The 17958-nt window shown below is 73.0% G+C and carries 14 protein-coding genes; 4 read left to right on the top strand and 10 right to left on the bottom strand.

Annotated features, from left to right (window positions below):
- Positions 1–4 precede the first annotated feature (4 nt).
- Genes HEK131_RS02330 through HEK131_RS02315 form a run of 4 tightly spaced genes read right to left on the bottom strand, consistent with a single transcriptional unit; the run spans position 5 to position 6009 of the window.
- Entirely contained in the window at positions 5–1852 is a 1848-nt protein-coding gene (locus HEK131_RS02330; protein WP_244333495.1) for a biotin carboxylase N-terminal domain-containing protein, read from the bottom strand.
- A gap of 5 nt (positions 1853–1857) precedes the next feature.
- Positions 1858–3456: an acyl-CoA carboxylase subunit beta gene (locus HEK131_RS02325; RefSeq protein WP_244333494.1), complete on the bottom strand. Its 1599-nt coding sequence runs from the start codon at positions 3454–3456 to the stop codon at positions 1858–1860.
- Positions 3457–3502: 46 nt separating this feature from the next.
- Positions 3503–5185 carry an acyclic terpene utilization AtuA family protein gene (locus HEK131_RS02320; RefSeq protein WP_244333493.1) on the bottom strand — a complete coding sequence of 561 codons (1683 nt, stop codon included), beginning with the start codon at positions 5183–5185 and terminating at the stop codon, positions 3503–3505.
- A complete protein-coding gene (locus HEK131_RS02315; protein WP_244333492.1) occupies positions 5182–6009 on the bottom strand; it encodes a TIGR03084 family metal-binding protein in 828 nt (275 codons plus the stop codon). Before HEK131_RS02315 ends, HEK131_RS02320 begins: the two co-directional genes overlap by 4 nt.
- 106 nt (positions 6010–6115) lie before the next feature.
- Between HEK131_RS02315 and HEK131_RS02310 the strand changes: the two genes are divergently transcribed.
- Positions 6116–7060 carry a phosphotransferase gene (locus tag HEK131_RS02310; protein ID WP_244333491.1) on the top strand — a complete coding sequence of 315 codons (945 nt, stop codon included), beginning with the start codon at positions 6116–6118 and terminating at the stop codon, positions 7058–7060.
- A 10-nt stretch (positions 7061–7070) separates the two neighbouring features.
- Here the strand turns inward: HEK131_RS02310 and HEK131_RS02305 are convergent, their stop codons facing one another.
- The 4 genes from HEK131_RS02305 to HEK131_RS02290 all read right to left on the bottom strand — a co-directional run bounded on the left by HEK131_RS02305 (position 7071) and on the right by HEK131_RS02290 (position 12986).
- On the bottom strand, positions 7071–7994 hold the full coding sequence (locus HEK131_RS02305) for an EamA family transporter (RefSeq protein WP_244333490.1): 924 nt from the start codon (positions 7992–7994) through the stop codon (positions 7071–7073).
- A gap of 187 nt (positions 7995–8181) precedes the next feature.
- Positions 8182–9303, bottom strand: a complete 1122-nt coding sequence (locus HEK131_RS02300; protein WP_244333489.1) for a lipid II:glycine glycyltransferase FemX — start codon at positions 9301–9303, stop codon at positions 8182–8184.
- Between the two features lie 21 nt (positions 9304–9324).
- The gene (locus HEK131_RS02295) at positions 9325–10104 is read right to left on the bottom strand and encodes a metallophosphoesterase family protein (protein ID WP_244333488.1); all 780 of its coding nucleotides are present in this window, start codon (positions 10102–10104) and stop codon (positions 9325–9327) included.
- Positions 10101–12986 carry an FAD-binding and (Fe-S)-binding domain-containing protein gene (locus tag HEK131_RS02290; RefSeq protein WP_244333487.1) on the bottom strand — a complete coding sequence of 962 codons (2886 nt, stop codon included), beginning with the start codon at positions 12984–12986 and terminating at the stop codon, positions 10101–10103. The genes HEK131_RS02295 and HEK131_RS02290 overlap by 4 nt, the downstream gene beginning before the upstream one ends.
- A 216-nt stretch (positions 12987–13202) precedes the next feature.
- Between HEK131_RS02290 and serC the strand changes: the two genes are divergently transcribed.
- Positions 13203–14321, top strand: a complete 1119-nt coding sequence (gene serC / locus HEK131_RS02285) for a phosphoserine transaminase (protein WP_244333486.1) — start codon at positions 13203–13205, stop codon at positions 14319–14321.
- Positions 14322–14382: 61 nt separating this feature from the next.
- Here the strand turns inward: serC and HEK131_RS02280 are convergent, their stop codons facing one another.
- Positions 14383–15357, bottom strand: a complete 975-nt coding sequence (locus HEK131_RS02280) for a WD40 repeat domain-containing protein (protein WP_244333485.1) — start codon at positions 15355–15357, stop codon at positions 14383–14385.
- A gap of 99 nt (positions 15358–15456) precedes the next feature.
- On the opposite strand from HEK131_RS02280, the gene HEK131_RS02275 reads away from it, so the two are divergent.
- Positions 15457–16131 (top strand): GDSL-type esterase/lipase family protein, encoded by a 675-nt coding sequence (locus HEK131_RS02275; protein ID WP_244333484.1) that lies wholly within the window; start codon positions 15457–15459, stop codon positions 16129–16131.
- Between the two features lie 90 nt (positions 16132–16221).
- Positions 16222–17214: an aldo/keto reductase gene (locus HEK131_RS02270; protein ID WP_244333483.1), complete on the top strand. Its 993-nt coding sequence runs from the start codon at positions 16222–16224 to the stop codon at positions 17212–17214.
- Positions 17215–17371: 157 nt separating this feature from the next.
- On the opposite strand, the gene thpR is transcribed toward HEK131_RS02270, so the two are convergent.
- Positions 17372–17944: an RNA 2',3'-cyclic phosphodiesterase gene (thpR, locus tag HEK131_RS02265; protein WP_244333482.1), complete on the bottom strand. Its 573-nt coding sequence runs from the start codon at positions 17942–17944 to the stop codon at positions 17372–17374.
- Positions 17945–17958: the final 14 nt, after the last annotated feature.

The raw sequence follows: 17958 nt of genomic DNA, 5'->3' as shown, positions 1-17958 counted from the left end.
TGGGTCAGTCGGTCTCGACGACCGCCAGGAGCGTGCCCATCTCCACCTGCCTGCCCACGGCCGCCGGGAGGGCTGTCAGCGTGCCGTCCGCCGGGGCGGTGATCCGGTGCTCCATCTTCATCGCCTCCAGCCAGATCAGCGGCTGGCCGGCCTTCACCTCGGCGCCCTCGGCCAGACCCTCCGCGACGCGGACGACCGTGCCGGGCATCGGGGCCAGCAGGGAGCCGGGAGCGTGCTCGGTGCTCGGGTCGGGGAAGCGGGGCAGGGCGGTGAGGGCGGTGGCGTTCACATGGACGCGGTCGCCGTAACGGGCGATCTCGAACTTCCTTCGTACGCCGTCCACTTCGAGGACGACCAGGTGCGGGCCGGTGTGGACCACGCGCACGCCGTCCGCCGCGAGGCCGGTCCGGGTGTGCCGGTAGGCGGCCTCGTGCTCCTCCCCCGCCATCTCGTACCGCTTCACCTGGGGGCCCGAGGGCAGGTTGCGCCAGCCGCCGAAGCGGGAGCGGCCGTGGGCGTCGGCGAGGGCTGCGGCGAGCGGGGCGCAGGGGTCGGGGGCGGGCTCGGTGAGGGCGGTGAGGTGGCGGTCGTAGAAGCCGGTGTCCATGCGGGCTTCGGTGAACTCGGGGTGCCTGAGCGAGCGGACCAGCAGGTCGCGGTTGGTGACCGGGCCGTGCAGCGCGGTCCGTTCCAGGGCGCCGGCGAGTCTGCGGACCGCCTCGGTGCGGGTGGGGGCGTGTGCGATGACCTTGGCGAGCATGGGGTCGTAGTGCACGCCGATGGTGTCGCCGTCCGCGCAGCCGGTGTCCAGCCGTACGCCGTCCGGCACGGTGAAGCGGTGCAGGGTGCCGGTCTGCGGGGCCCAGCCGCGGGCCGGGTCCTCGGCGTACAGCCGGGCCTCCACGGCGTGCCCGCGCGCGGCCGGCCGCTCGGCCGGGAGGGCGTGGCCCTCGGCTACGCGGATCTGCTCGGCGACCAGGTCGATGCCGAACACCGCCTCGGTGACGGGGTGTTCGACCTGGAGGCGGGTGTTCATCTCCAGGAAGTGGGCGCGGCCTTCGGCGACCAGGAACTCCACGGTGCCCGCGCCCTCGTAGGACACGGCGCGTGTCGCCCGCTCGGCGAGCGCGTACAACCGCTCGGTGAGCGCGGGCGGCAGACCGGGGGCCGGGGCCTCCTCGATCACCTTCTGGTGGCGGCGCTGGAGCGAGCAGTCGCGGGTGTCCAGCGTCCACACGGTGCCGTGGGTGTCGGCGAGGACCTGCACCTCGACATGGCGGCCGTTCTCCAGATACGGCTCCACGAACACCTCGCCGTCCCCGAAGGCGCTCGCCGCCTCGGCGCGGGCCTCCTCCAGCGCGGCGGGCAGCGCGGCGAGGTCACGGACGACCCGCATGCCGCGTCCACCGCCGCCCGCGGCCGCCTTCACCAGGACGGGCAGATCGACCGCGGTGACGTCGGCCGCGTCGAGGGGGGCGAGGCCCATCAGTTCCTTGGCGCGGGTCTTGGACGCCATCGCCTCGATCGCCTCGGGCGGCGGTCCGATCCAGAGCAGCCCGGCGTCCCGTACGGCGCGGGCGAAGTCGGCGTTCTCGGAGAGGAATCCGTAGCCGGGGTGCACGGCGTCGGCGCCGGACGCGAGGGCAGCCTTCACGATGAGGTCGCCGCGCAGATACGTCTCGGCCGGCGCGGCGCCCGGCAGGCGTACCGCTGTGTCCGCCACACGTGTGTGCAGCGCACCCTCATCCGCGTCGGAGTGTATGGCGACGGTACGTATGCCGAGGTCGGCGCAGGTGCGGAAGATCCGGCAGGCGATCTCGCCCCGGTTGGCGACGAGCAGGGTGGAAATCATGGGCCTCACATCCGGAAGACGCCGAAGCCGCCACGGGCGCCCTCGTAGGGAGCGGTGTGTATGGCGGACAGGCACATGCCGAGGACGGTTCGGGTGTCGCGGGGGTCGATGACGCCGTCGTCGTAGAGCCGCCCGGACAGGAACGTGGGCAGCGACTCCGACTCGATCTGTCCCTCGACCATCGCGCGCAGGGCGGCGTCCGCCTCGTCGTCGTACGGCTGCCCCTTGGCCGCGGCCGACTGGCGGGCCACGATCGACAGCACCCCGGCGAGCTGCTGCGGGCCCATGACGGCCGACTTGGCGCTGGGCCAGGCGAAGAGGAAGCGGGGGTCGTAGGCGCGCCCGCACATGCCGTAGTGGCCGGCGCCGTAGGACGCGCCCATGAGGACGGAGAGGTGCGGCACCGTCGAGTTGGAGACCGCGTTGATCATCATCGAGCCGTGCTTCACGATGCCGCCCTGCTCGTACTCCTTGCCGACCATGTAGCCGGTGGTGTTGTGCAGGAACAGCAGCGGGATGTCGCGCTGGTTGGCGAGCTGGATGAACTGGGCCGCCTTCTGCGACTCCTCGCTGAACAGCACACCGCGCGCGTTGGCGAGGATGCCGACCGGGTAGCCGTGCAACTCGGCCCAGCCGGTGACCAGGCTCGTGCCGTACAGCGGCTTGAACTCGTCGAAGTCCGAGGCGTCGACCAGGCGGGCGATCACCTCGCGCGGGTCGAAGGGGGCGCGCAGGTCGCCGGGGACGATGCCGAGCAGTTCCTCGGGGTCGTACTTGGGCGGCTCCGCCAGGCCCGGATCGACGTACGCCTTGCGGTGGTTGAGCCGCGCGACCACCCTGCGCGCCTGCCGGATCGCGTCCCGCTCGTCCACCGCGAAGTGGTCGGCGAGGCCGGAGGTGCGGGCGTGCATCTCGGCGCCGCCCAGCGACTCGTCGTCGCTCTCCTCGCCGGTCGCCATCTTCACGAGCGGCGGGCCGCCGAGGAACACCTTCGCGCGCTCCTTGACCATGATCACGTGGTCCGACATGCCGGGGATGTACGCGCCTCCGGCCGTGGAGTTGCCGAACACGACGGCGACGGTGGGAATGCCCGCGGCGGACAGCCGGGTGAGGTCCCGGAAGATGGCCCCGCCGGGGATGAAGATCTCCTTCTGCGAGGGCAGGTCGGCTCCGCCGGACTCCACCAGGCTGATGACGGGCAGCCGGTTCGCACGGGCGATCTCGTTGGCCCGCAGCGCCTTCTTCAGGCTCCACGGATTGCTCGCGCCGCCGCGCACGGTCGCGTCGTTGGCCGTGATCAGGCACTCCACCCCCTCGACCACCCCGATCCCGGTCACCAGCGAGGCCCCGACCGTGTACTCGCTGCCCCAGGCGGCGAGCGGGGACAGCTCCAGGAAGGGGGTGTCTGGGTCGACCAGCAGCTCGACGCGCTCACGGGCGAGGAGCTTGCCGCGCTCGCGGTGCCGGGCCACGTACTTCTCGCCGCCGCCCGCCAGCGCCTTGCCGTGCTCGGCCTCCAGGTCGGCGAGCTTGGCGAGCAGGGCTTCGCGGTTGGCCTGGTGGTCGGGGGCGGTGGGGTCGAGGGCGGAGGTCAGGGTGGTCATGGTCGGGCCTCCGTGGATGAGGTTGGCCGGAGCGGGGGTTCGGCGCTCACAGCAGGGCCTCCGGGATGTCGACGTGCCGCGAGCGGAGCCACTCGCCCAGGGCTTTGGCCTGGGGGTCGAAGCGGTGCTGGGCGGCCACGCCCGCGCCGAGGATGTCGGTGACGACGAAGTTCAGGGCCCGGAGGTCGGGCAGGACGTGGCGGGTGACCTGGAGGTCGCGGGCCTCCGGGATCAGGTCGCGGAACCGCTCGACGGTCAGCTCATGGGCGAGCCAGCGCCAGGCGTCGGTGGAGCGGGCCCAGACGCCGACGTTGGCATTACCGCCCTTGTCCCCACTGCGTGCCCCAGCCACATGGCCGAGGGGAGCGCGGCGGGTGCTACCCACATGGAGTGGCTCGGGCAACGGAGGCTCGGGCAGCTCGCGGAGCGCCCGCGTCTCCTCGGGCCGTCCCACAGGGATACGGCGCCCGTCGTGGAGAACAGCCACATGGTCGACGGCACCATGGGGTACGGCCACATCCTCGAACACCCCATAGGGCGCGCTCTTCCCAGGTGGCGCCAGCACATGGAAGCCGGGGTAACTGGCGAGCGCCAGCTCGATCGCGGCACCGCTCAGCCCCCGCCCGACGACCTCGGGATCAGGGTCCCGTACGACGAGCCGCAGCACCGCACTCGCCGTCTCCTCCGTATCGGCGTCGGCCCGGTCGGTACGGGCCAGCTCCCAACGGGCCTCCTGCGGAGCCGTCTTGGCCAGCGCGGCGTCCATCTGCTCCCGCACCAGCTCCGCCTTGGCCTCGATGTCGAGACCGGTGAGGACGAAGGCGACCTCGTTGCGGAAGCCGCCGAGCCGGTTGAGGCCGACCTTGAGCGTGGGCGGCGGCGCCTCACCGCGCACCCCGTCGATCCGCACCCGGTCCGGCCCGTCCTGGCTCAGCCGTACCGTGTCCAGCCGGGCGGTGACATCGGGCCCGGCGTACCGGGCGCCCCCCGTCTCGTAGAGGAGCTGGGCGGTGACCGTGCCGGTGTCGACGAAGCCTCCGGTGCCGGGGTGCTTGGTGACGACGCTGCTGCCGTCGGCGTGGATCTCGGCGAGCGGGAAGCCGGGACGGCGTACGTCGCCGTCCCGGAAGAAGGCGTAGTTGCCGCCGGTGACCTGGGTCCCGCACTCCAGCAGATGCCCGGCGACGACGGCCCCGGCGAGCTGGTCGTGGTCCCCGGGGCCCCACCCGAAGTGGGCGGCGGCGGGCCCGGTGACGAGGGCCGCGTCGGTCACCCGGCCGGTGATCACCACGTCGGCCCCGGCCCGCAGACACTCCGCGATGCCGAAGCCGCCGAGGTAGGCGTGGGCGGCGAGGGTGCCGGGGTGGGCGGAGGTGAGGTCGTCCCCCTCCACGTGCGCGACCCGCACGGGTATGCCGAGCCGCTCCGCCGACTCCCGTACCTTGTCGGCGAGTCCGGCCGGGGCGAGTCCGCCCGCGTTGGTGACGATCCGCACCCCGCGCTCGTGCGCGAGCCCGAGGCAGTCCTCCAGTTGGCGCGCGAAGGTGCGGGCGTACCCGGCGCCGGGGTCCTTCAGCCGGTCGCGGCCGAGGATGAGCATGGTCAGCTCGGCGAGATAGTCCCCGGTGAGCACGTCGACCTCGCCGCCGGTGAGCATCTCGCGCAGGGCGCCGGCCCGGTCGCCGTAGAAGCCGGAGAAGTTGCCGACGCGCAGCGGGGCCGGGGTCACCGTCCGGGCTCCTCGGGCTCGGGCTTCCCGGGCTCGGCCTCCTGGGGTGTGCGCCCGGCGCCGGGCGGTCCCGCGAAGGCTTGGGCGATGTCCAGCCAGCGGTCGGCGTCCGGGCCCTCGGCGATCAGGGCGAGGTCTGCGCGGTGGGCGCGCTGGGTGACGAGCAGGCAGAGATCGACCGCCGGGCCGGTGACCCGTTGCGCGGCGTCCTCGGGTCCGTAGGTCCACAGCTCGCCCGAGGGCGCGCGGACCTCGACGCGGAACTCCTCCTCCGGCGCGGGCAGCCCTCGTACCCCGAAGGCGAAGTTCCGGGCCCGCACGCCGATACGGACCACATGCCGGAGTCGGTCGGTGGGTGCGCGCACCACACCCAGGGCGTCCGCCACATCCTGGCCGTGGGCCCAGGTCTCCATGAGCCGGCCGGTGGCCATGGCGGCGGCCGACATGGGCGGCCCGAACCACGGGAACCGTGTGTGCCGCGCGGCCGCCTCCCGCAGGGCCCGGTCGAGCGACCGCCGGCCGTCCCGCCAGCGGGTGAGCAGTTCGGCGGAGCCGAGCCGGGCGCCTTCGTCGGCGCCGTCGTCCACGAAGGAGTCGGGCGAGGTGAGCGCCTGCTCGGCGAACTTCCGGAAGGCCGCCTCGTCGCTCATGGCGAGCAGGGCTGCGCGGTCGGTCCAGTGCAGATGGGCGATCTGGTGGGCGATGCTCCAGCGGGGAGCGGGCGTCGCGCGTGCCCACTCCTTCTCGGTCAACTCGGCCACGAGCAGGTCGAGTTCCCGGCTTTCCTCACGCAGGTCGTCGAAGACGGGCGTCGGATCGGACATGGGCAGGAGCATGGCAGCGGGGCAAGAAACAATCAAGCGTGCTTGCATTAATTCCGGGCCGGAAATTCGGTGCCGACGCCTCGTCCCTCGCGGCTAGGTTCGCCGGATGCGCGCTTTCACAGAGCCTTCGGAACTGCGACGACTGGTGCGGGAGGGGCTGGGTCCGGGATGCCGGGTCACCGGGGTGGAACGGCTGCGCGGTGGCTCGAAGAAGGGGGTGTACCGGCTCACCCTGACCGGCACGGGCGCCCCGCCGACCGTGATCGCATATAGCTGGGCGCCACAGGAGAACTTCTGGCCGAGTGTGCCGACGGACCCCCGCGCCCCCGCATCCGGTCTGGCGCCCTTCCTGGACGCGCACCACACCCTGCACGCGGCGGGCGCCCGCACGCCCCACCTCCTGTACGCCTCCGAGCCCGACGACCTGGCCCTGGTGGAGGACATCCCGGGCGGCACCCTGGAGACGGCCTTCACCACCGACCCGCCCCGAGCGGCCAAGGCCCTGGCGGAGCTGGCCGAGACCCTGGACCACATGGCCGCCCACACCTCCCCGTGCCCCGGCCACACGTCGTCGGCGACCAGCGAGGGACTGACCCTGACCCGAGCCCTCCGCGACCTGACCGAGGCGTCAGCCCGCGACACCGGAATCAGCGCGGCCCACCCGGCGCTGTCCGACCGCCTGCGCGAACTGCACGCGGCGGTGGCGCCCCGCACCAGCTACTCCCTGGTCCACGGCGAACTGGGCCCCGACCACGTCCTCCTCGACGCCGACGCCCACCCCGTCCTGATCGACATCGAGGGGCTCACCCACTTCGACCCCGAACACGAACACGCCTTCCTGCGCCTCCGCTTCGGCCCTCATTACGCGGCCCTGGCGCGGCCGGCCCTGGACCCCACCCGTCTGGCCCTCCACACCCTCGCCCTCCACCTCTCCCTGGTCGCGGGCCCTCTCCGCCTCCTGGACGGCGACTTCCCCCACCGCGAGGCCATGCGGTCGATCGCGGAACACAACACACGGGAGGCGCTGAGGCTGGTGGGACCTCCGCGGTGAGCGGAGCCGCTCACGCCTCCGGCGCGGGAGGCGCGACGCGGCGCGTCTGGGTACGGACCGCGCCGATGCTGGCGGCGATGACCAGGGCGATGGCGGCCGCCTGGGCCAGGGAGAGGGCCTGGTGGAGGATGAAGAAGCCCGCGGTGGCGGCGACCGCCGGTTCCAGGCTCATCAGGATGGCGAAGGTGGGGGCGGGCAGGCGGCGCAGGGCCAGGAGTTCGAGGGTGTAGGGCAGCACCGAGGAGAGCAGGGCGACCGCGGAACCCAGGGCGATGGTGGTCGGGTCCAGCAGGCGGTCGCCCGCGTCGACGATGCCGAGGGGGAGGAAGACCAGTGCGGCCACCCCCATGGCGAGGGCCAGCCCGTCGGCCTGGGGGAAGCGGCGGCCCGTACGGGCGCTGAAGATGATGTACGCCGCCCACATGACGCCCGCCGACAGGGCGAAGCCGACGCCCAGCGGGTCGAGGCCGCTGAAGTTTCCGCCGCCCAGCAGGAAGACGCCCGCCAGGGCGAGGCCCGCCCATACGGCGTTGACCGCGCGGCGGGAGGCGAAGACGGAGAGGGCCAGGGGGCCGAGGACTTCGAGGGTGACCGCGAGACCGAGCGGGATGCGGGCGACCGCCTGGTAGAAGAGGCCGTTCATCCCGGCCATGGTGATGCCGAAGACGATCACCGTGCCCCAGTCGGCGCGGGAGTGCCCGCGCAGCCGGGGGCGGCACACCACCAGCAGCACCACGGCCGCCGCGAGCAGCCGCAGCGTCACCACGCCGAGCGCGCCCGCGCGGGGCATCAGGGTCACCGCGAGCGCCCCGCCGAACTGGACCGATATCCCGCCCGCCAGCACCAGGCCGACCGGCCCCAGCGTGCCGAACCGGCCAGGGGAGTCCGGGGCGGTGGGGGTCGTGGTCGGGGTGGAGGTACGGACGGTGGTCACGGGCTGTCCTGGGGGGCCGGCGGGAGTGGGTCACCTGCGCATCGGTCGCGGGCATGAACGCCGCGTACATCCCGATGTACTTCCTGGTCCACGGTAATGGACCTCCGACAGGTGTGTGAACCCCTTATGCCACTGTACGCAGCCGGTGTCTTGGATGCTGAGACCGAGCTTCGGCGGGCCGGCTGCCTCAGCGGCGGGCCATGTAGAGGTCGAACGCCTTGTGCAGCATCTTGTTCAGCGGGAAGTCCCACTCCCCCACGTACTCCACGGCCTCGCCGCCCGCGCCGACCTTGAAGCGGAGCAGCCCGAGCAGGTGGTTGGACTCCTCCAGGGTGTCGGTGATGCCCCGGAAGTCGTAGACGTGCGCGCCCAGCTCGTGGGCGTCGGCCATCATCCGCCACTGCATGGCGTTGTTGGGCTGGACCTCGCGCCTACGGGCGGTGGAGGCGCCGTACGAGTACCAGACGTGCCCGCCCACGATCAGCATCGTCGCCGCCGCCAGCACCTCCCCGTCGTGGTGCGCGAGGTAGAGCCGCATCCGGTCGGGGTCCTCGGCGGTGAGCGCGGTCCACATCCGCTGGAAGTACGGCAGCGGGCGCGGGATGAAGCGGTCGCGCTCGGCGGTCTCGGTGTACAGCTCGTAGAACGCGGGCAGGTCGTCGGCCCCGCCGCGCACCACCTTCACGCCCGCCTTCTCGGCCTTCTTGATGTTGCGCCGCCACTGCTGGTTGAGGCCGCCGTGGATCTCCTCCAGCGACCGCCCGGCGAACGGCACCTGGCACACGTACCGGGGCTGGCCCGCCGCGAAGCCCTCCTCCGCGTCCGGTTCGCTCTGCCGCCAGCCCATGCCGCGCAGCCGGTCGGCGAGGGCGTGGGCGCGCGGGTCCCGCCAGGTCGGCTCGGCGTCGCGGAGACGGTGCGCTGCCGGGTCGGCGATGGCGGCCTTGACCGCCTCCGGGCTCCAGCGCCGGGCGGCCACGGGCGGGCCCATCTTCACCGAGAACGCCCCGCGCGCCTTGAGGTGGGCCAGCAGCGGGTCGAGCCAGCGCTCCAGGTCGGCGGTGTGCCAGTCGATGACCGGGCCCTCGGGCAGATAGGCCAGGTACCTCTTCACCTTGGGCAGCGGCCGCAGCAGCACCAGCGCCGCGCCCACGAGCCGTCCGTCCGCCTCGAACCACCCCAGGCTCTCCGCCCGCCAGTCGGGCTTCACCTCCCCCCACGACGGCACCTGCATATGGCTGACCGAGGGCCGCGAGCCGACGAAGGCCAGATGCTCGTCCCGGCTGAGGGGGCGCAGGGTGAGGGTCATACGGAGGACTCCTTCGCGCAGTCAGGTCCGGTCACTATGGTCCGCCCTCCCGTCCCCAGGCCCGAACACCGCCGACGCCTCGGTGTCCGTCACCCGTGCGCGCAGGTAGCAGTCGGCCCACTCCGCGATCTCCGGGTACGCGCACTCGTCCGTGAGCCGGGCGACGGCCGCCGGTATGTCGTACGCCGTCACCCGCAGGTCGGCACCGGGGCCCAGCAAGCACCAGTGGGCACCTGCGCGTCCGTACGGCATGCCGACGCTTCCAGGGTTGACGATCAGCCGTCCGTGCGCGAGCCGGACGTACGGCATGTGGGTGTGGCCGCAGACCACGGTGCCGACGTGGGGTGGCACGCCTTCGAGCACCTCAGCCCAGCGGGCCGGGCGGGAGTCGACCAGGACGATCTCCTCGTCGTCGCGCGGGGTGGCGTGGCAGAACAGGACCTGCCCGAGGCCCCGGATGCGCAGGGTCAGGGTGGCGGGCAGGGCGGCCAGGAGGTCCACTTGCTCGGTACGCAGCGCCCGCGCGGCGAACACTCCGATGGGGTCGGGGATCTCCGTGCGCTCGCCCCGCCGGTACTCCACCAGCTCCCGGTCCGCGTTCCCGCCGATCCACAAGGCCCGGTCGCCGAGTTCGCGCAGTAGGTCCAGCACTTCGGCCGGCTGCGGGCCCGCCGCGATGTCACCGGTGAGGACGATCCGGTCGGCGGCGGCGACCTCGGGCTCGGCGAGCACCGCCTCCAGGGCGGGCAGCACCCCATGGATGTCGGAGAGCACCGCGACCCCGTCGTGTTCCTCGTTCACTCCGGTTCCTCCCTGTCCAGTTGGTCCGCCAGCACTTCCGCCAGGTGCCGGGCCCGCACCCCGGACAGTTGCTCCAGCTGGGTGCGGCAGGAGTAGCCGTCCGCCAGGATCGCGGCGTTGTCGGGGGCGGCGTGGACCGAGGGGAGGAGTTGGTCCTCGGCGCAGGCGCGGGAGATCTCGAAGTGGCCCTTCTCGAAACCGAAGTTGCCCGCCAGGCCGCAGCAGCCGCCGCTGAGGGTGCCGGTCAGGGCCGCCGACTCGCGTAGCTCACGGTCGGCGGTGTCGCCCAGTACCGCGTGCTGGTGGCAGTGGGTCTGGCCGGCCACCGGGCGCTCGACGGCGGGCGGGGTCCAGTGGGGGGCGTGGCGGCGCAGGGTCTCGGCGAAGGTGTGTACGGCGGCGGCCAACCGGGCCGCGCGCGGGTCGTCCGGCAGCAGTTCGGGAAGGTCGGCGCGGAGGGCCGCCGCGCAGCTCGGCTCCAGGACGACGACCGGGAGCCCGGCCTCCAGCACCGGTTCCATCAGGTCCAGCGTGCGGCGCATGACCGCGCGGGCCCGGTCGAGGCGGCCGATGGAGAGGTAGGTGAGGCCGCAGCAGACCTGCGCGCGGCGGACCCGGAGCAGTGCGGTCGGCGCCCGCGAGGCACCGTCGCCCACCGGGCGCCCGCCGGGCAGCAGGGTCGGCGGCAGGACCACCCGCAGCCCGGCCGCCTCCAGCACCCGGACGGCGGCCCGCCCCACGGACGGCGAAAGATGCTCGGTGAAGGTGTCCGGCCACAGCACGACCGACCGCCCCGAGCCACCGCCCTCCGGCGCCGGCCGCCTGGCCCGCCACCACCGGGTGAACGTCTCCGCCGCGAGCCGGGGGATCTCCCGCTCCCCCGCGATGCCGCCCACCCGCTTCCCCAGCCGGGCCGTCGGCCCCACCGAGGCGAGCGCGTTGAGCAGGCGTGCCGTGCGCGTACGGGCCACCCAGCGCAGCCACACCGGCAGCGACCCCAGGCTGTAGTGGGCGGCGGGGCGGCGTCGGTCGGCGTAGTGGTGGTGCAGGAACTCCGCCTTGTAGGTGGCCATGTCGACGCCGACCGGGCAGTCCGAGCGGCAGCCCTTGCAGGACAGGCACAGGTCGAGGGCGTCCCGGACATCGGTCGAACGCCAGCCGTCGGTGATCACCTCGCCCGCGAGCATCTCGTGCAGCAGCCGAGCCCGGCCCCGGGTGGAGTGCTCCTCCTCGCCGGTGACGCGGAAGGAGGGGCACATCACGGCGGACCCGCCCCCCGTCTCCGTACGGCACTTGGCGACGCCGACGCAGCGGCGGACGGCCGCGCGGAAGTCACCGCCGTCGTGCGGGTAGCCGAAGGCGACGTCCACCGGGCGGCTGGGCAGCACCGCGAAGCGGAGGTTGTCGTCCAGGCGGGCCGGGCGGACCAGCATGCCGGGGTTGAGCAGGTCGTCGGGGTCCCACACCGCCTTGGCCCGCTCGAACAGCGCCACCGTCTCCGCGCCGTACATCCGCGGCAGCAGCTCCGCGCGGGCCTGTCCGTCGCCGTGCTCCCCGGACAGCGAGCCGCCGTGGGAGACCACCAGGTCGGCCAGTTCCTCGGAGAAGCGGCGGAACCGGCCCACCCCGGCCCCGGTGAGCAGGTCGAAGTCGATCCGGACGTGGACACAGCCCTCGCCGAAGTGGCCGTACGGAGCGCCGCGCAGGCCGTGGGCGGCGAGCAGGGCGCGGAAGCCCCGCAGGTAGGCGCCGAGCCGGGCGGGCGGCACCGCGCAGTCCTCCCAGCCGGGCCACGCCTCCGTGCCGTCCGGCATCCGGGTCGCCGTACCGCTCGCGTCCTCGCGCAGCCGCCACAGGCCGCGCTGGGCGACGGGATCGGTCACCACCAGCGCGTCCACCACGTCCGCCGCGCGGACCACCTCCTCCGCGCGGGCCCGCGCCTCCCCCTCCGAGGCGCCGCCCGTCTCCACGAACAGCCAGGCGCCGCCCCTCGGCAGCCCGACCGGCGCCCGGACCAGGTCGGCCGCCATGCCCTCCACGGTCAGCGGGCCGTGCGGCAGCAGCCCGGCGGCGGCATCGGCGGCGGCGCTCTCGTCGGCGTACCCCAGCACGGCCAGGGCGTGGACGGCCGGCGCCTCCACCAGGTCCACCACCGCCTCCGTGAGCACGCCGAGGGTGCCCTCGGAGCCGCAGAAGGAACGGGCCACGTCGGCGCCGTGCTCGGGCAGCAGGGCGTCCAGCGCGTACCCGGAGATACGGCGGGGCAGGTCGGGGAAGCCGGTGCGCAGCCGGGCAAGCTCCCCCTCCACCAACGTCCGCAGCCCCTCCGGTGCGCCGGACCAGTCCCGGCCCGGGCGCAGCCGCTCACCGCGCGCGGTGAGCACGGACAGCTCGCGCACGCTGTCGGCGGTGGTGCCCCAGGCCACCGAGTGGGCGCCGCAGGAGTTGTTGCCGATCATGCCGCCGAGCGTGCAGCGGCCGTGTGTGGACGGGTCGGGGCCGAAGCGGAGCCCGTGCGGGGCGGCCGCCTCCTGGAGCCGGTCCAGGACCAGGCCCGGCTGGACCCGCGCCGTGCGGCCGGCCGGGTCCAGCTCCAGCAGGCCGTTCATGTGCCGGGTGAAGTCCAGCACCACACCCGTGCCCGTCGCCTGCCCGGCGATGGACGTGCCCCCGCCGCGCGCGACCACCGGCACCTCGCGCGCCCGGCACACCTCCAGCACGGCCGCCACGTCCTCGGTGTCCCGAGGGGCCACCACGCCCAGCGGGACCCTCCGGTAGTTGGACGCGTCCATGGTCATCAGCGCCCGCGCGGTCGCGTCGAAGCGGACCTCGCCCCGCACGGCCCGCCTCAGCCCGGTCTCCAGTCCTCCGTCGATCCCCATGTCCGTCCCCCGTCCGTCCGACCCCGCGATCGGTCATGAGTCCAGCATGCATCCGATCACGCAACGTCATCAGAAGTTGTCCACAGGCACACCCCACTCTTCGGATCGTCGTACGGCAGCTCGTCGTACGACCGCACAAGTCCACGACCCGGAGATCTCGTCTCATCCGACGGACACGGCTTCGTCCGGTTTCGCGCACCCGATACGCTCCGACTCGTGGCCGACATCGAGATCCCCGCTGACATCAAGCCCGCCGACGGACGCTTCGGCGCGGGCCCCTCCAAGGTGCGGACGGAGGCGCTGGCGGCGCTCGCCGCGACCGGCAGTTCGCTGCTGGGCACCTCTCACCGCCAGGCCCCGGTCAAGAACCTGGTGGGCCAGGTCCGCGAAGGCATCAGCTCCCTGTTCTCCCTCCCGGAGGGTTACGAGGTCGTCCTCGGCAACGGCGGCTCCACCGCGTTCTGGGACGTCGCGACCCACGGCCTGATCGAGTCCAAGTCCCAGCACCTCAATTTCGGTGAGTTCTCCTCCAAGTTCGCCAAGGCCGCGAAGCTCGCGCCCTGGCTGGCCGAGCCGACCGTCATCGCCTCCGACCCCGGCACCCACCCCGAGGCGCGCGCCGAGGCGGGCGTGGACGTGTACGCGTTCACGCACAACGAGACCTCCACCGGTGTCGCGATGCCGATCAAGCGCGTGGCCGGGGCCGACGAGGGCTCGCTCGTCCTGGTGGACGCCACCTCCGGCGCGGGCGGCCTCCCGGTCGACGTCGCCGAGACGGACGTCTACTACTTCGCCCCGCAGAAGTCCTTCGCCTCCGACGGCGGCCTGTGGATCGGCGTGTTCTCCCCGGCCGCCATCGAGCGCGCCGAGCGCGTCCACGCCTCCGGCCGGCACGTCCCGGAGTTCTTCAGCCTGCCCACGGCGATCGACAACTCCCGCAAGAACCAGACGTACAACACCCCGGCGCTCGCCACCCTCTTCCTGCTCAACGAGCAGCTCGAGTGGCTGAACGGCCAGGGCGGCCTCGACTTCGCCACCGGCCGCACCAAGGACTCCTCGACCCGGCTGTACACCTGGGCGGAGGAGTCGAAGTACGCGACGCCGTTCGTCACCGACCCTGCCAAGCGGTCGCAGGTCATCGGCACGATCGACTTCGCCGACGAGATCGACGCGGCCGCGGTCGCCAAGGTGCTGCGCGCCAACGGCGTCGTGGACACCGAGCCCTACCGCAAGCTCGGCCGCAACCAGCTCCGCGTCGCCATGTTCCCGGCGATCGACCCGGCCGACGTCGAGGCGCTCACGAAGTGCGTCGACTACGTCATCGAGCGGATCTGAAACCCGTAGATCCATATGAGAAGGGGCGCCCGGTGGTGAACCGGGCGCCCCTTCTCGTGCCTCACGCCTGTCCCTTGCGCCGCATCCGCCGCATGCCGAACACGGCGGCGGCGCCGAGCGCGAGGAGGACGGCGCCGATCTTGAAGCCGCCCTCGTCACCCTTCTCCCCCGAGGCGGAACTCCCTCCGGCGGAAGGCGACTTCGAGGCCACCGCACCGCCCTTTGGCGCGTCCAGCGCCCGCACCTGGCTCTGCGCACCCTCGCTGCCGTACATCAGCTCGGTGCCGTCGGCGGAGTAGCTGACGGACTCGCCCTGGCCCTGGAGGGGCACGTCCAGCCGGTCCAGCTTCTTGATCCGGCCGCCGTTCCAGTCGTAGGAGATGCCGCCGAAGTAGCCGCGCACGGCGAGCTGTTCGCCGTTCGGCGAGAAGGCGGCGTCGGTGGCCCACAGGTCGACGGGGGCGACCGGGCGGAAGACGTTCGTTCCGGAGGAAGACAACTGGGCGGGGCCCTCGTACAGGTGACCGCCGTCCTCGTTCTTGTCGATGATGTAGACGCGGCCGGTCTTGGGGTGGACGGCCAGCGACTCGGCGTCCCGCGGGCCGTCGGAGTACTTCACGACGTACTGCGTGGCCGTGACCGTCTGGTCCTCAAGGGTCTTCGGCTCGGGCAGGCGGTAGATCCACACGTAGGGCCAGCGGCCGTGGAAGTTGTCGCCGATGTCGCCGACGTAGATCTGGTTGTCCGGCCCGACGGAGATCGCCTCCACGTCGCGCGGGGAGCCGATGCCGCGCAGGGTGAGCGTGGCGACGGTCTTCCCGGTGCGGCTGTCGACGGCGTAGAGGTACGGTCCGTCGTCGCTGTCGTTGTGCGTCCAGTAGACGCCGGGGTGCAGGTGGGAGGCGGCCAGGCCGCTGGACTCGGTGATCCTGGGGTCCTCGATGGTGAACCCCTGGTCCCCGTCCGCGGCGTGGGCGGGCAGGGCGCAGGCACCCGCGAGCAGGGCCCCGGCAAGCAGGGCGAACGGTCGGCGCATGGTCCAAGACTGCCACCTGGCGCGGGGGTTCGGCGGAGGTGGTGGGCCTCACATCGGCCCCGGATGCCGGTCGACAGCGCGATCCGCCATCATGAGCGGATGCTCAGGTTCATGCCCGTAGGTGACTCCATGACGATCGGGAGCGCGGGCGAACACACGTGGCGTTACCGGCTGTGGCAGCACCTGCGCAGCACATACGGCGGCCCGTTCCAGATCGTCGGACCCCGCGAGACGCTGTACGACCAGGCCACCGGGGAGCCCGACTCCTACGAGTACGCCGACCCCGGCTTCCCGCGCGCCCACCTCGCCGGGTGGGGCGAGGGCTGGCAGCACATGGCTCCGCTGATCGGGGAGGCGGTGCGGGCGCACCAGGCGGACGTGCTGCTCGTCTCCCTCGGCCTGATCGACCTGGGCTTCTACACCAACGCCGAGCAGACGACGGAGAACGTACGGGTGTTCGTCGCGGCGGCACGTGCGGCGCGGCCGGGCGTCCGCATGGTGCTGCTGCCGGTCATCCCGAACGTCCGCGCCCGGGACGACGCCCCCTTCGCCGAGCAGGTCGGCCTCTTCAACACCCTCCTCGCCAAGACGGCCGCCGACCTGGACGAACCCCGCTCACCGCTGCTGCTGGCCTCGGCACCGGAGGGGTGGGACATCCACACGGACACCTACGACGGCACGCATCCCAACGCGAGCGGCGAGCACCGGATCGCGGGGGCGTTCGCGGGGGCGATGCACGAGGCGTGGGGACTGGGCGAGCCGTACGTGGCCTGAACGGATCGCCCGGATTCCGGCGTCTCCCGGTCCGGCGACTGACCCCCACCGCTTGCCTGGAGCGCACTCCAAGACGTTGGCTAGGTGGGCATGAGGTACACGCAGCTTGGACGTACGGGACTGAAGGTCAGCCGGCTGGTGCTGGGGACCATGAACTTCGGGCCGCAGACCGACGAGGCGGACAGCCACGCGATCATGGACGCGGCGCTGGACGCGGGCATCAACTACTTCGACACGGCGAACGTGTACGGCTGGGGCGAGAACAAGGGCCGCACCGAGGAGATCATCGGCACCTGGTTCGCCAAGGGCGGCGAGCGGCGCGAGAAGGTCGTACTGGCCACCAAGGTCTACGGGAACATGGGCGCGGAAGGCGACGCCTGGCCCAACTACGACAAGCTCTCCGCGCTGAACATCCGCCGCGCCGTCGACACCAGCCTCAAGCGGCTGAAGACCGACTACATCGACGTCTACCAGTTCCACCACATCGACCGGAACACCCCGTTCGAGGAGATCTGGCAGGCGGTCGACGTCCTGGTCACCCAGGGCAAGATCCTCTACGCCGGTTCCTCCAACTTCCCCGGCTACAAGATCGCCCAGGCCAACGAGACGGCCCTGCGCCGCGGCAACACCCTCGGCCTGGTCAGCGAGCAGTGCCTGTACAACCTCGCGGAGCGCCGCGCCGAGATGGAGGTCATCCCGGCCGCCCAGGACTACGGGCTCGGCGTCATCCCCTGGTCGCCGCTGCACGGCGGCCTGCTGGGCGGGGTCATCCGCAAGGAGGCCGAGCGCGGGCGCCGCGCCTCCGGACGCTCGGCCGACGCCCTCGCGGACACGGCCACGCGCCACCGGATCGAGGCGTACGAGGAGCTGCTCGCCAAGCACGGGCTGGAGCCCGGCGAGGTCGCGCTCGCCTGGCTGCTGACCCGGCCCGGCGTCACCGGACCCATCGTCGGCCCCCGCACGAAGGCCCAGCTCGACTCCGCGCTGCGCGCGGTGGAACTGGAGCTGAGCGAGGAACTGCTGACGAGCCTGGACGAGATCTTCCCCGGCCCCGGCCCCGCCCCGGAGGCCTTCGCCTGGTAGCGGCAAGCGAAAGGCCGCTCCGCACGAGCACCGTGCGGAGCGGCCCGGCGGCGGCAGCCGCTATCCGACGGCCGCCGCCACGGCGACGACCACCAGCATCAGTACGAGCGCACCGGCCATGATCCGGTTCCGGGTTTTCGGGTCCACGACGACGAGCCTAACCGGACGCACCCAGTGCCCAGCGGGCGACCGGTGTGTACCGGGGCTGCTCGCCGGGCACCCCGGAGGCCGGCAGGCGGCTGCGGACGAGCACCAGTTCGCCCACCGTCCAGCCGGTACCGGCGAATTCGGCGAGGGCGTCGGTGCAGGCCCGCAGGTCCACGTCCCCCTTGCCGCGGGCCAGTGTGAGATGCGCCCGGTAGTGCCGGTGCTCCTCGCCGCCGACCCCGGCCCGCTTTCCGGCCGCCTGGGCCCGCTCGGCCAGCCGCCCCAGCGCGGTGAGGTCTCCCGAGGCCCCGGCCCACAGCGCCCTGCCCCGCCCGAAGGTGCCGCCTCCGGTGACGGCCAGCGGGAACGGCTCGCTGCGCCCGGCAGCCCGCTCCAGCCGCCGCTCCAGCTCGGGCACGGTCTCCTCCGGCACCTCCCCGTAGAAGGCGAGCGTGAAGTGCCAGCCGTCCGGCTGGGTCCACCGCAGCGCGTCGGCCCCGGCCCGCGCCCGCAGCGTCCGTACCTCCCGGCCCAGTTCCTCCACGGCCCCCGGGGGCGGCAGCACAGCGGCGAAGAGTCTCATCCCCACACCATCCC

It is taken from the genome of Streptomyces seoulensis, assembly GCF_022846655.1.
Taxonomy (GTDB): domain Bacteria; phylum Actinomycetota; class Actinomycetes; order Streptomycetales; family Streptomycetaceae; genus Streptomyces.
This window is presented reverse-complemented; position numbering and strand designations above follow the sequence as displayed.